The organism is Kluyvera genomosp. 2 (assembly GCF_036759865.1).
Taxonomy (GTDB): Bacteria; Pseudomonadota; Gammaproteobacteria; order Enterobacterales; family Enterobacteriaceae; genus Kluyvera; species Kluyvera ascorbata_B.
Map to the genome: position 1 here is coordinate 104,274 of NZ_JAPKIA010000017.1, position 13,082 is coordinate 117,355.

Annotated in this window: 11 protein-coding genes; 7 read left to right on the forward strand and 4 right to left on the reverse strand. The window is 54.4% G+C overall.

Annotation, left to right across the window (positions count from 1 at the left end):
- Positions 1 to 40: 40 nt before the first annotated feature.
- The gene (locus tag V6942_RS18280; protein WP_106925627.1) at positions 41 to 973 is read right to left on the reverse strand and encodes an Rpn family recombination-promoting nuclease/putative transposase; all 933 of its coding nucleotides are present in this window, start codon (positions 971 to 973) and stop codon (positions 41 to 43) included.
- A 193-nt stretch (positions 974 to 1,166) separates the two neighbouring features.
- On the opposite strand from V6942_RS18280, the gene mog reads away from it, so the two are divergent.
- Both mog and V6942_RS18290 read left to right on the forward strand, forming a co-directional pair.
- The gene (gene mog, locus V6942_RS18285) at positions 1,167 to 1,754 is read left to right on the forward strand and encodes a molybdopterin adenylyltransferase (RefSeq protein ID WP_106925276.1); all 588 of its coding nucleotides are present in this window, start codon (positions 1,167 to 1,169) and stop codon (positions 1,752 to 1,754) included.
- Positions 1,755 to 1,879: 125 nt separating this feature from the next.
- A complete protein-coding gene (locus V6942_RS18290; RefSeq protein WP_333501625.1) occupies positions 1,880 to 3,175 on the forward strand; it encodes an MFS transporter in 1,296 nt (431 codons plus the stop codon).
- Positions 3,176 to 3,218: 43 nt separating this feature from the next.
- Here the strand turns inward: V6942_RS18290 and V6942_RS18295 are convergent, their stop codons facing one another.
- Positions 3,219 to 4,535, reverse strand: a complete 1,317-nt coding sequence (locus V6942_RS18295; RefSeq protein WP_333501626.1) for a hypothetical protein — start codon at positions 4,533 to 4,535, stop codon at positions 3,219 to 3,221.
- 250 nt (positions 4,536 to 4,785) lie between these two features.
- Positions 4,786 to 5,352 (reverse strand): acetate uptake transporter, encoded by a 567-nt coding sequence (gene satP / locus V6942_RS18300; protein WP_106925282.1) that lies wholly within the window; start codon positions 5,350 to 5,352, stop codon positions 4,786 to 4,788.
- A 608-nt stretch (positions 5,353 to 5,960) separates the two neighbouring features.
- Here satP and dnaK point away from each other — a divergent pair.
- The 4 genes from dnaK (at position 5,961) to nhaR (ending at position 11,383) form a co-directional block, all read left to right on the forward strand.
- A complete protein-coding gene (dnaK, locus tag V6942_RS18305; RefSeq protein WP_106925284.1) occupies positions 5,961 to 7,883 on the forward strand; it encodes a molecular chaperone DnaK in 1,923 nt (640 codons plus the stop codon).
- Between the two features lie 87 nt (positions 7,884 to 7,970).
- Entirely contained in the window at positions 7,971 to 9,107 is a 1,137-nt protein-coding gene (gene dnaJ / locus V6942_RS18310; RefSeq protein ID WP_106925286.1) for a molecular chaperone DnaJ, read from the forward strand.
- Positions 9,108 to 9,278: 171 nt separating this feature from the next.
- A complete protein-coding gene (gene nhaA, locus V6942_RS18315; protein ID WP_106925288.1) occupies positions 9,279 to 10,448 on the forward strand; it encodes a Na+/H+ antiporter NhaA in 1,170 nt (389 codons plus the stop codon).
- A gap of 38 nt (positions 10,449 to 10,486) precedes the next feature.
- Positions 10,487 to 11,383, forward strand: coding sequence for a transcriptional activator NhaR (nhaR, locus tag V6942_RS18320; RefSeq protein WP_106925290.1), 897 nt, complete (start codon positions 10,487 to 10,489; stop codon positions 11,381 to 11,383).
- A gap of 143 nt (positions 11,384 to 11,526) precedes the next feature.
- Here nhaR and rpsT read toward each other — a convergent pair whose 3' ends face one another.
- Entirely contained in the window at positions 11,527 to 11,790 is a 264-nt protein-coding gene (gene rpsT, locus V6942_RS18325; protein WP_003018940.1) for a 30S ribosomal protein S20, read from the reverse strand.
- A 328-nt stretch (positions 11,791 to 12,118) separates the two neighbouring features.
- On the opposite strand from rpsT, the gene ribF reads away from it, so the two are divergent.
- The gene (ribF, locus tag V6942_RS18330; RefSeq protein ID WP_106925294.1) at positions 12,119 to 13,057 is read left to right on the forward strand and encodes a bifunctional riboflavin kinase/FAD synthetase; all 939 of its coding nucleotides are present in this window, start codon (positions 12,119 to 12,121) and stop codon (positions 13,055 to 13,057) included.
- Positions 13,058 to 13,082: the final 25 nt, after the last annotated feature.

Consider the following 13,082-nt stretch of genomic DNA (forward strand, 5'->3'; position numbering starts at 1 on the left):
TGATAACAGCCCGCTTCTCTAAAGAGAGCGGGCTGTTTTTTTATTCATGGTGGTGCAGGGAGGGAAGTTCGTCTGCGGCGATGCCGGTCATTTCAATCACCTCGGCGACCGGGATACCTTTTTCTAGCATGGCTCGGGCAATTTTCCGCGCGGCTTCGCGTTCGCCGACTTGCATACCCTGTTGAATTCCTTGCTGTATTCCTTCTATCCGTCCTTCCTGCTTTAACTCTTCTGCTAATGTCATCAGTTCGTCTCCATACTGTGGTGCGCGTAGCGCCATTTCATACAGCAATGTACGGGCATCGTGTGCTTCTCCCGCCTGGAGCATGTAGTTTACCAGCGCAATGACCTGCTGTCCGCTGATGTGGTTGCGGGTTAATAGCCCGGCAAGCTTATCGAGAAAGCGGGTGAGATCGCGCTGGCGGATATGTTTTTGAATCAGCGTCAGCGCAGCCATACTGCGGTGGCGCATAATTTCATCATCGGGAATTACCGTGATATCGACCAAAGGAAAATTCTGGCTATAGATATGTCTCGCAAGCGCCGGGTCGGTAAAATTATCCAGCCAGTTCATTGAGTGGGGATAAGGGCTTTTTCGCCCCTGATAAAACAGAATAGGGATGACCAGCGGTAGCCTATTATGGCCGGCCTCAAGGTGGCGCTGCATGGCGGCAATGGCGTAACGCATTAAGCGAAAGGCCATATGCTTATCCGGTGAGCTTTGATGTTCAATAAGCACGTGGATGTAGCCGTCGCCGCAGGCTGTTTTTAGCGAATAGAGCATATCGCTGTAATAGGGGTGAAGATCCTCTTCGATAAAGCTACCCGATTCCAGTTTCAGCGTTGACAGATCGCACAGTCGCAGCAGGGCAGGGGGAAGATGAATCGCAATAAAATCCCGTGCGGTTTCCATCGTTGAGAGAAACGTTTTAAACACTAAATCATGCGGCGTAGGCGTCCTGTTTTTACGCATATCCAGCCCTCCATGGAATTCTTTTCGCGGAGTCTGCCACTGCGCATCTGCGTGCGACAGAGAAATATCCGTTGGCTTTTTCATTTTGCGGCGCGCCTCGGGAAACCCGGAGGATAACCCGTCTGGGGTCTTAGTATTGCTGCCCATTCGCGTGTATTATTCTGCTTAACGCTACGGTTTTAACGGAATAATCATGAACACTTTACGCATTGGCTTAGTTTCTATCTCTGACCGCGCTTCCAGCGGCGTTTATCAGGACAAAGGTATTCCGGCACTGGAAGAGTGGCTGGCATCGGCGCTGACGACCCCTTTTAAGGTGGAAACTCGCCTGATCCCGGATGAACAAACCATTATTGAGCAAACTCTGTGTGAGCTGGTGGACGAGATGAGCTGCCATCTGGTGCTGACCACCGGTGGTACGGGGCCGGCGCGGCGCGATGTGACGCCGGATGCGACGCTGGCGATTGCCGACCGCGTCATGCCGGGCTTTGGCGAGCAGATGCGCCAGGTCAGTTTGCACTTTGTCCCGACGGCCATTCTCTCACGCCAGGTAGGCGTTATTCGCAAACAGGCCCTCATTCTTAACCTGCCGGGCCAGCCGAAAGCGATTCAGGAAACGCTGGAAGGGGTGAAAGACGCAGAGGGCAACGTGCTGGTGAACGGCATCTTTGCAAGTGTACCGTATTGTGTACAGTTGCTGGAGGGGCCTTATATTGAAACGAATCGCGATGTCGTAGCAGCTTTCCGCCCTAAGAGCGCTCGTCGCGAGACTTTATCCTGAATGTGATGCTTTTCTGACATAACCTATCATTCTGCTGGAGCGCGATCGGGTTTACGGTATAGTCATTTTTGCTTTACACAAAACGTAAACTTAGATCAACACTTCCACTTTGCGAATGGTTTGTTATGTCACATTACACCCGACCTCTGAATCGACAAGACTATAAAACCCTAACGCTGGCGGCCCTCGGCGGCGCGCTGGAGTTTTATGATTTCATCATCTTCGTCTTCTTCGCCGCGGTGGTGGGGGAGCTCTTCTTCCCGGCGGACATTCCTGAGTGGCTGCGTCAGGTGCAGACTTTCGGCATCTTCGCTGCAGGCTATCTTGCTCGTCCGCTGGGTGGCATCATCATGGCGCACTTCGGCGATCTGGTCGGGCGCAAAAAAATGTTTACCCTCAGTATCCTGCTGATGGCGGTGCCTACGTTGGCGATTGGCCTGCTGCCAACTTATGCCAGCGCCGGGCTGGCCGCGCCGCTGCTGCTGCTGTTCATGCGTATTTTACAGGGCGCAGCGATTGGCGGTGAAGTACCGGGGGCCTGGGTGTTTGTGGCCGAGCATGTGCCGGCGCGTCGTATCGGCATTGCCTGCGGGACGCTGACGGCAGGGCTGACGGTGGGAATTCTGCTGGGCTCGGTGGTGGCGACGCTGATTAATACCCAACTGAGCGTGCAGGCAATCCACGACGGCGGCTGGCGTATTCCGTTCCTGCTGGGCGGCGCGTTTGGCCTGGTGGCGATGTACCTGCGCCGTTGGTTGCAGGAAACCCCCATTTTTCTCGAAATGCAGCAGCGTAAAGCGCTGGCGCAGGAGTTGCCCATCAAGTCGGTGGTGCTCAAGCATAAGCCGGCGGTGGTCGTGTCGATGCTGCTGACCTGGCTGCTCTCAGCTGGCATTGTAGTGGTGATTCTGATGTCGCCAGTGTGGCTGCAAAAACAGTACGGCTTTGCCCCCGCGCTGACCTTACAGGCGAACAGCATCGCAACGGTTATGCTCTGTATTGGCTGCCTGCTGGCGGGGTTGATTGTGGACCGCATAGGTGCCAGTAAAACGTTTATCGTTGGCAGCATTCTGCTCGCCTGCTCAAGCTGGTTTTTCTATCACCTTGCGGGAACGCACCCCGAGCAGCTGTTCTTATTGTACGGGCTCGTGGGGCTGTGCGTTGGCGTGGTAGGGGCGGTGCCGTACGTGATGGTACGCGCTTTCCCGGCGGAGGTACGCTTTACCGGCATCTCTTTCTCTTACAACGTCTCCTATGCCATTTTCGGCGGCCTGACGCCCATTGCCGTCACCATGCTGATGGGCGTATCGCCGATGGCGCCAGCCTGGTACGTGCTGGCGCTGTCGTTGATGGGGTTGGGGCTTGGTATCTGGCTGCGTAAAGAGCGACAGGCAGCCAGCCGTAGCCCGGCCGAGGCGTAAGCCAACGCGGGGGCACGTGACGCCAACCCCGGCGTCATGTGCCTTAATGAATAATGGCGACGTCCTTAAACGTAAACCGTTTTTTCTCCCCCGCTTCCTGATAGCCGATACGAATGAAGACGCGCAAATCTTCCAGCCAGGCGTAATCGCTGCTCATCGCTTTCCCATCGCCCCGGTCGTCGGTGCAGATAAGCTCAATATAGCGGCCAGGGAAAGCCTCATTCAGCATCGCGGCATCGCGCCACGGGCCCTCTGCACGACAATCCTGACGCTTCGATTTGCTTTTCTCCGGGCTGCCCTCGTTTTGCAGCACCGCGTGCCAGTGATACTGCTTGCCTACCACAGGCGCTGCGCTAACGTTGGTTTCCAGCGTTCGGGCGATAAGCGGGCTGTTTTGCATCGAATCCCATTGCTTCAGGTCGACGAGATTGAATAATCGCTGGTACTGGCTATAGAACGTCACGCCTTTAAGCACCAGCGTATCGAGCGTTAACGTGCTGCCGTCTGGCAGCCTGTCGATGCGGGTCTTACCGCTGATGTCCGCATCACCAGGCCACACCGGCGTAAAAGTGAGGCGGGTAAAGGTCGGTACATCATGGCCATTCTTTAGGATCGTCATCACGCTCTTGCTTACCGCTTCTGGCTGCGGGTAGCGGGCTAATGCGTTCGGATCGTTGTGTTCAAAATCGGGGATTACCAATGGGGCATCCGCTTCATTTTTTGGGCGGGCAACCCACGCGCCGCTGCCGGTGAACTGGTTAAGATCCTGTAAGGCGCACAGTTTTGCTACCGGTGCGATAAGCGAGGAGGGGAGCGACGTGAAGGCCGTCTCTGCCGGGGTGGCGTTGTCGGTAACGAAGGCGGCATTTAGCGAGAATGTTCGCGCAATGCGCGCCTGTTGGTTATCGCAATTCACCTGTATCTGGCTGATTTTAAAGTCGTAGGGCGCGTCATACTGTTTTTCGCGATGCACCTGGGCGTAATCCGTACCGATGCGCAGGTTAAGCTGATTGCCCTGACGATGGCTGTTATTGAGATCGATAAACGGCTGGTCGCCGTTCTTATCCGCGTTGGTCAGCCCTACCCAGCGAGGCTGTACGACGTTTTGCTTACAGACATCCAGCGCGGGATCGGTGTTCATTAAGCTATCGGCGTCGGGCTCGAAAGGCACGCCGGGAACGTAGCGGGCGAAAGAATTACCGCCGTAGGCGCGGATATGACTCCCCGTCAGCGTATGCAGATTCATATACAGCAGCGTTTTTGTCCGGGTCTGGCAATCGACGTTTAGCCACAGATTATTTTGCGAGCCCTCTGACATCGTAATGTGGTAAACGGTATTGATACTGTTCCCTACGCGCACGGTGTTTTCCTTATCCCAATCAACGCTTCTGACTTCGGGCGTGGGTAGCGCATGAGCGCTCGCGGGTAGCAAGGCACCGCAGGCCAGAAGCAGGGGATATACAAACGTGAGGCGCATCATCAATCATCCTTTTCATCATGAGAAGTTATTGAAAATAGCGCAGATAACGTGGAAGTGATAATCCCAGGAACGGTAGTTTTCAGGCAAAAAAAACGCCGGACAGGCCGGCGTTTTTCAGATGAGGCGAGGATTAGTGCTTTTCACCAATCGGCAGTACGGTACGGCCGAACTGTTCGTTCAGCACTTCACCCATTGCCAGATAAATGGCGCTTGCGCCACAGATCAGGCCTACCCAGCCAGCCACGTGGATAATCGCTTCGTTGCCGTTAATGTTGCCAACCGCCAGCAGAGCGAACAGCACGGTCAGGCTGAGGAACACGAACTGCAGCATGCGTGCAGCTTTCAGCGTGCCGAAGAACATGAACAGCGTGAACACGCCCCACAGGCCAAGATACACGCCGAGGAACTGTGCGTTTGGCGCTTCGCTCATCCCCATCTTCGGCAGCAGCAGAATGGCCACCAGGGTCAGCCAGAAAGAGCCGTAGGAGGTAAAAGCGGTCAGACCGAAAGTATTCCCTTTTTTGTATTCCAGCAGGCCCGCGAAAATCTGCGCGATACCGCCGTAAAAAATACCCATAGCGAGAATAATGCCGTCAAAGGCGAAGAAACCGGCGTTATGCAGGTTAAGCAGAATGGTGGTCATGCCGAAGCCCATCAGGCCCAGCGGTGCCGGGTTAGCCAACTTAGTGTTGCCCATAATTCCTCAAATCATCATTGAATGGTGAAATAATCTCCCCAGTGCTGGGGGGCGCGGCATGATAATCAGGAGTAAACGGGCTGTCTATGATCTCATCGGGGGAAAATGAACTATTTTCCCCCTTTAACTCATTCCCCGTGCGGGCAATTAAACGACGCTGGTGGGCAATATGCTGCACGGCAGGGATGGTGGAGCGGCCTGGATCATGCCGATCGCCGGGCTTATCGTGACGCTTAAAAGGGTTTTCATTGTTTTTATTACCAGGGCACTCATTTCAGTGAGTGAAATGTTGCCGGGGGATTTGCTCCCATAGCAGCGCGACTTTTAGCGCTAAATCACAACGCTTTATGGATTTAATATACTGAATGTAATGGTTTTTTAAGGTTCTGTTGATGAGTGTGTACAGTCAAGGCGGCAGAAATAAAATCGCACTGAATGAAAAATTTTTAACGCTGCCCCTTGATGGATGACGTTGCGACCCCATCTTGTAGTCAACCGCAGTGAGTGAGTCTGAAAAAAAACGATTCAGGGCTGTTGAAACCGTAGGTTTCGCCCTTATTACAGAATCACAACCACATGTTGACTGAATTTTTAGTGGAGACGTTTAGATGGGTAAAATTATTGGTATCGACCTGGGTACTACCAACTCTTGTGTAGCGATTATGGATGGCACTACTGCACGCGTGCTGGAGAACGCCGAAGGCGATCGCACCACGCCTTCTATCATTGCCTATACCCAGGATGGTGAAACTCTGGTTGGTCAGCCGGCTAAACGTCAGGCAGTGACAAACCCGCAAAACACCCTGTTTGCGATTAAACGCCTGATCGGTCGCCGCTTCCAGGACGAAGAAGTTCAGCGTGACGTTTCTATCATGCCATACAAAATTGTTGCCGCAGATAATGGTGACGCATGGCTTGATGTGAAAGGTACTCGTACTGCACCGCCGCAGATCTCTGCTGAAGTGCTGAAGAAAATGAAGAAAACGGCTGAAGATTACCTGGGTGAACCGGTAACTGAAGCGGTTATCACCGTACCTGCATACTTCAACGATGCTCAGCGTCAGGCAACTAAAGACGCCGGTCGTATCGCAGGTCTGGAAGTCAAACGTATCATCAACGAACCAACCGCAGCTGCACTGGCTTACGGTCTGGATAAAGAAGTCGGCAACCGTACTATCGCGGTCTACGACCTCGGTGGTGGTACCTTCGATATTTCCGTTATCGAAATCGACGAAGTTGATGGCGAAAAAACCTTTGAAGTTCTGGCAACCAACGGTGATACCCACCTGGGTGGTGAAGACTTCGATACCCGCCTGATCAACTACCTCGTTGACGAGTTTAAGAAAGATCAGGGCATCGACCTGCGCAATGACCCGCTGGCGATGCAGCGCCTGAAAGAAGCCGCTGAGAAAGCGAAGATTGAACTGTCTTCCGCTCAGCAGACCGACGTGAACCTGCCGTACATCACCGCAGACGCGACCGGTCCTAAGCACATGAACATCAAAGTGACCCGTGCGAAACTGGAAAGCCTGGTAGAAGACCTGGTTAACCGTTCCATCGAGCCGCTGAAAGTTGCGCTGCAGGATGCTGGCCTGTCCGTATCCGATATCCAGGACGTTATCCTGGTCGGTGGGCAGACTCGTATGCCAATGGTGCAGAAGAAAGTTGCTGAGTTCTTCGGTAAAGAACCGCGTAAAGACGTTAACCCGGACGAAGCTGTTGCTATCGGTGCAGCGGTTCAGGGCGGCGTTCTGACCGGTGAAGTTAAAGACGTGCTGCTGCTGGACGTTACCCCGCTGTCTCTGGGTATCGAAACCATGGGCGGTGTGATGACTGCGCTCATCAACAAAAACACCACCATTCCGACCAAGCACAGCCAGGTGTTCTCTACTGCTGAAGACAACCAGTCTGCGGTAACTATCCACGTGATTCAGGGTGAACGTAAACGTGCATCCGATAACAAATCACTGGGTCAGTTCAACCTGGACGGTATCAGCCCGGCACCGCGCGGCATGCCGCAGATCGAAGTGACCTTCGATATCGATGCTGACGGTATCCTGCACGTTTCCGCGAAAGACAAAAACAGCGGTAAAGAGCAGAAGATCACCATTAAGGCTTCTTCCGGTCTGAACGAAGAAGAAATTCAGAAAATGGTTCGTGACGCCGAAGCTAACGCCGAAGCTGACCGTAAGTTTGAAGAGCTGGTTCAGACCCGTAACCAGGGCGACCATCTGCTGCACAGCACTCGTAAGCAGGTTGAAGAAGCAGGCGAACAGCTGCCGGCTGACGACAAAACTGCTATCGAGTCTGCGCTGACCGCGCTGGAAGCGTCTCTGAAAGGTGAAGACAAAGCGGACATCGAAGCGAAAATGCAGGCGCTGGCGCAGGTTTCCCAGAAACTGATGGAAATCGCTCAGCAGCAGCACGCACAGCAGCAGGCGGGTGCCGCAGGCGCTGACGCTTCCGCGAACAATGCGAAAGACGACGACGTTGTTGACGCAGAGTTCGAAGAAGTGAAAGACAAAAAATAATCGCCCTGATGCAGGGTAATTAATCGGCACGGGCGAAGAGGTTTCCTCTCCGCCCGTGCTCGCATGTTAAGGGGCTGAAAAAAACCAATGGCAAAGCAAGACTATTACGAGATTTTGGGCGTTTCCAAAACAGCGGAAGAGCGTGAAATCAAAAAGGCGTACAAGCGCCTGGCCATGAAGTACCACCCGGACCGTAACCAGGGTGATAAAGAGGCCGAAGCCAAGTTTAAAGAGATCAAAGAAGCGTACGAGATCCTGACCGACGCGCAGAAGCGTGCGGCCTACGATCAGTACGGCCATGCGGCCTTTGAACAGGGCGGTATGGGCGGCGGTGGCGGCGGTTTCGGCGGCGGCGCAGACTTCAGCGATATCTTTGGTGACGTATTCGGCGATATCTTTGGCGGCGGTCGCGGTCGTCAGCGCGCGTCCCGTGGTGCAGATCTGCGCTACAACATGGATCTGACGCTGGAAGAAGCGGTGCGCGGTGTCACCAAAGAGATCCGCATCCCGACGCTGGAAGAGTGTGACGTCTGCCACGGCAGCGGTGCCAAGGCGGGCTCACAGCCGCAGACCTGTCCAACCTGTCATGGTTCAGGCCAGGTGCAGATGCGTCAGGGCTTCTTCGCTGTACAGCAGACCTGTCCGCACTGTCAGGGCCGCGGTACGCTGATTAAAGATCCGTGCAATAAATGTCACGGCCACGGTCGCGTTGAGAAAACCAAAACCCTGTCCGTGAAGATTCCGGCAGGCGTGGACACCGGCGATCGTATTCGTCTGAGCGGTGAAGGCGAAGCGGGTGAGCATGGCGCACCGGCAGGCGATCTGTACGTTCAGGTGCAGGTGAAACAGCACGCTATCTTTGAGCGTGAAGGTAACAACCTGTACTGCGAAGTGCCGATCAACTTCTCGATGGCTGCGCTGGGCGGCGAGATAGAAGTGCCGACGCTGGATGGTCGCGTGAAGCTGAAAATTCCGGGCGAAACGCAGACCGGCAAACTGTTCCGCATGCGCGGCAAGGGCGTGAAGTCCGTGCGCGGCGGCGCGCAGGGCGACCTGCTGTGCCGCGTAGTCGTTGAAACGCCGGTAGGCCTGAACGAGAAGCAGAAACAGCTGCTGAAAGACCTGCAGGAAAGCTTCGGCGGCCCAACCGGGGAAAACAACAGCCCGCGTTCGAAAAGCTTCTTTGACGGCGTGAAAAAGTTCTTTGACGATTTGACTCGTTAATCTTTCGCCGTAAGGTGAGGGCTGAATAAAAAACCCGGGGCATTGCGCTTCGGGTTTTTTTATTTCATCGGCTAAACTGAATTATCATCCAGAAATAACCTGATTTTTCCGAGTCTTTAAACGCGATACTATGGTTTTATCGATGTATAAAACACAATAGAGAGAGTAAAAGTGAAGCATCTTCAGCGTTTTTTTAGCAATGATGCCTCAGGGGGTATCATCCTGATTATTGCCGCAGCGTTGGCCATGCTGCTGGCGAACCTGGGCGCAACCAGCGGCCTGTATCATGCCTTCCTTGAGACGCCGGTTCAGCTGCGCGTTGGCGCCTTAGCCATCGACAAAAACATGCTGCTGTGGATTAACGATGCCCTGATGGCCGTGTTTTTCCTGCTGATTGGCCTAGAGGTTAAGCGCGAACTGATGCAAGGCTCGCTGGCAACCCGCCGTCAGGCGGTTTTTCCGGTGATTGCTGCCGTTGGCGGTATGGTGGTGCCGGCGCTGGTCTATCTGGCGTTTAACGCGCAGGACCCGGTGGCAAGCAGCGGATGGGCCATTCCGGCGGCAACGGATATTGCGTTCGCGCTTGGCGTCCTGGCCCTGCTGGGGAGCCGCGTGCCGGCGTCGCTGAAAATCTTCCTGATGGCGCTGGCGATTATCGACGATCTGGGCGCCATTGTGATTATCGCGCTGTTCTACACCAGCGATCTGTCCCTGCTGTCGCTCGCCGTAGCCGGTGCTGCCATTGCGGTGCTGGCAGTGCTAAACCTGAGCGGCGTACGCCGTACCGGGCTCTATATTCTGGTTGGCGTTGTGCTGTGGACGGCGGTACTGAAGTCCGGCGTACACGCGACGCTGGCTGGCGTGATTGTTGGCTTCTTTATTCCGCTGCGCGAGCAGGGCGGCAAATCGCCGGCGAAACAGCTTGAGCATGTGCTGCATCCGTGGGTGGCCTTTATGATTCTGCCGCTGTTCGCCTTCGCTAACGCGGGCGTCTCGCTGCAGGGCGTGACCCTGGAGGGGCTGACCTCGCTGCTGCCGTTGGGCATTATTGCCGGTTTGTTTATCGGCAAGCCGCTGGGCATCAGCCTGTTCTGCTGGCTGGCGCTTAAGCTGAAGCTGGCGAAGCTGCCGGAAGGGGCCAGTTTCACACAAATTATGGCCGTTGGCCTGTTGTGCGGGATAGGCTTTACCATGTCTATCTTTATCGCCAGCCTGGCGTTTGGCAATATCGATCCATCGCTGATTAACTGGGCCAAGCTTGGTATTCTGATAGGTTCCGTCCTGTCGGCTGTGGTGGGATACAGCTTGCTGCGCGCCCGTTTAAAACCGGTGATGGCGTAAGCGAAAAATGATGATCAAAGGAGAGGGGAGCACAGGGCATGTCGCATATTAACTACAACCATCTTTACTACTTCTGGCATGTCTACAAGGAAGGCTCCATTGTTGGCGCGGCGGAGGCGCTGTACCTTACGCCGCAGACCATTACCGGGCAAATCAAAGCGCTGGAAGAACGTCTGCAAGGGAAGTTATTCAAGCGCAAAGGCCGCGGTATTGAGCCGAGTGAACTGGGTGAGCTGGTGTTCCGCTACGCGGACAAAATGTTCACCCTCAGTCAGGAGATGCTGGATATCGTGAACTACCGTAAGGAGTCCAACCTGCTGTTCGACGTCGGCGTGGCCGATGCGCTTTCGAAACGGCTGGTTAGCGGGGTGCTTGACGCGGCGGTGGTTGAGGATGAACAGATTCACCTGCGCTGCTTTGAATCGACGCATGAGATGCTGCTGGAGCAGCTCAGCCAGCACAAGCTGGATATGATTATCTCCGACTGCCCGATTGATTCCACGCAGCAGGAGGGGCTGTTCTCGGTGAAGATTGGTGAGTGTAGCGTGAGCTTCTGGTGTATGAATCCGCCGCCGGAAAAACCGTTCCCTGCGTGCCTTGAGGAGCGACGTCTGCTGATTCCCGGCCGTCGTTCCATGCTAGGGCGCAAGCTACTGAACTGGTTTAACGTGCAGGGGCTTAACGTTGAAATCCTCGGCGAGTTTGATGATGCCGCGCTGATGAAAGCATTCGGCGCCGCGCACAACGCTATCTTTGTTGCGCCAACGCTGTATGCCCATGATTTCTATGCGGACGACAGCATTGTGGAAATTGGCCGCATGGATAACGTCATGGAAGAGTATCACGCAATTTTTGCCGAAAGGATGATTCAGCATCCGGCGGTGCAGCGAATTTGCCATCGCGATTATTCGGCGCTGTTTGCTGAGCCGGCGTAGGTCTGATAAGCGAAGCGCCATCAGGCAATTCGGTGCACGATGCCGGATGGCGGCTTTGCTTTATCCTGCCTGCAGACGGAATAGCAGGCATAAAAAAACCCGCATTAAGCGGGTTTTTTTCAAAGCTGATAACAAGCAGGCGATTAAGCCAGTTTGTTGATCTGTGCAGTCAGGTTTGCTTTATGACGTGCAGCTTTGTTTTTGTGGATCAGACCTTTAGCAGCCTGACGGTCCACGATCGGTTGCATTTCGTTAAATGCTTTCAGTGCAGTAGCTTTGTCGCCAGCTTCGATAGCTGCGTATACTTTCTTGATGAAAGTACGCATCATAGAGCGACGGCTAGCGTTGTGTTTGCGAGCCTTTTCAGACTGAACGGCGCGCTTCTTAGCTGATTTGATATTAGCCAAGGCCAACTCCCAAATGTGTTCTATATGGACAATTCAAAGGCCGAGGAATATGCCCGTTTAGCCTTCTTTTGTCAATGGATTTGTGCAAATAAGCGCCGTTAATTTGACAACGCTGCATTACGTATTGATGGCGCAGGATTCTACCAGCTTGTGACAGACGAATACAGTCTTTCCGGCACAAAAATCACGCGGCTCGACTATATTTTCTTGCCTTTTTAACGGATGCTGATGAAATCATTCCCTCTTTCCGTTATGAGGTGTAATCGCGGGTTAACCTTGACTGCTGTACAAGGTATACTCTGACGATTTTCACTCTTTTGAGCCAGACATGAAGCTGATACGCGGCATACATAATCTCAGTCAGGCCCCACACGGGTGCGTTCTGACCATTGGTAATTTCGACGGTGTGCATCGTGGGCATCAGGCGTTACTGCAAGGCTTACGTGCCGAGGGCAGATCGCGCGGTTTGCCTGTGGTGGTGATGATTTTTGAACCGCAGCCGCTGGAGCTTTTCGCGGCTGATAAAGCCCCGGCCCGCCTGACGCGCCTGCGTGAGAAGCTGCGCTATCTGGCCGAGAGTGGGGTGGACTACGTTCTGTGTCTGCGCTTTGACCGCCGCTTTGCCGCGCTGACCGCGCAGGACTTTATCAGCGAACTGCTGGTCAAACGGCTTGGCGTTCAGTTCCTCGCGGTCGGCGATGATTTCCGCTTTGGCGCTGGTCGTCAGGGTGATTTCTTGTTATTACAGAAGGCGGGCGCTGATTTCGGTTTTGACGTCACCAGTACGCAAACCTTCTGCCACGGCGGCGTGCGCATTAGCAGCACCGCGGTGCGCCAGGCGCTGGCCAACGATAACCTTGAACAGGCCGAAAGCCTGCTGGGGCACCCGTTTATTATCTCCGGGCGCGTCGTGCACGGCGATGAACTGGGCCGCACTATTGGTTTCCCGACGGCGAATTTACCGCTGCGTCGTCAGGTTTCCCCGGTAAAAGGGGTTTATGCGGTGGAAGTGACGGGGCTCGGTGATAAGCCCCTGCCGGGCGTGGCGAACATTGGTACGCGCCCGACCGTTGCTGGCGTTCGCCAGCAGCTGGAAGTGCATTTGCTCGACGTTGTAATGGACCTTTACGGTCGCCATATAGATGTAGTGCTGCGTAAAAAAATACGCAATGAACAGCGATTTGCTTCGCTGGATGAACTAAAAGCGCAGATTGCGCGTGATGAATTAACGGCCCGCGAGTTTTTTGGGCTTTCAAACCCGGCTTAAATGCCTACGTAAATATACGGAACCG

Bases quoted from the DNA above. Each gene is read 5' to 3' on its own strand.
- V6942_RS18280 (WP_106925627.1), bottom strand. From the start codon at position 973: ATGCGTAAAAACAGGACGCCTACGCCGCATGATTTAGTGTTTAAAACG.
- V6942_RS18290 (WP_333501625.1), top strand. From the start codon at position 1,880: ATGTCACATTACACCCGACCTCTGAATCGACAAGACTATAAAACCCTA.
- ribF (WP_106925294.1), top strand. From the start codon at position 12,119: ATGAAGCTGATACGCGGCATACATAATCTCAGTCAGGCCCCACACGGG.
- nhaR (WP_106925290.1), top strand. From the start codon at position 10,487: ATGTCGCATATTAACTACAACCATCTTTACTACTTCTGGCATGTCTAC.
- mog (WP_106925276.1), top strand. From the start codon at position 1,167: ATGAACACTTTACGCATTGGCTTAGTTTCTATCTCTGACCGCGCTTCC.
- dnaK (WP_106925284.1), top strand. From the start codon at position 5,961: ATGGGTAAAATTATTGGTATCGACCTGGGTACTACCAACTCTTGTGTA.
- satP (WP_106925282.1), bottom strand. From the start codon at position 5,352: ATGGGCAACACTAAGTTGGCTAACCCGGCACCGCTGGGCCTGATGGGC.
- dnaJ (WP_106925286.1), top strand. From the start codon at position 7,971: ATGGCAAAGCAAGACTATTACGAGATTTTGGGCGTTTCCAAAACAGCG.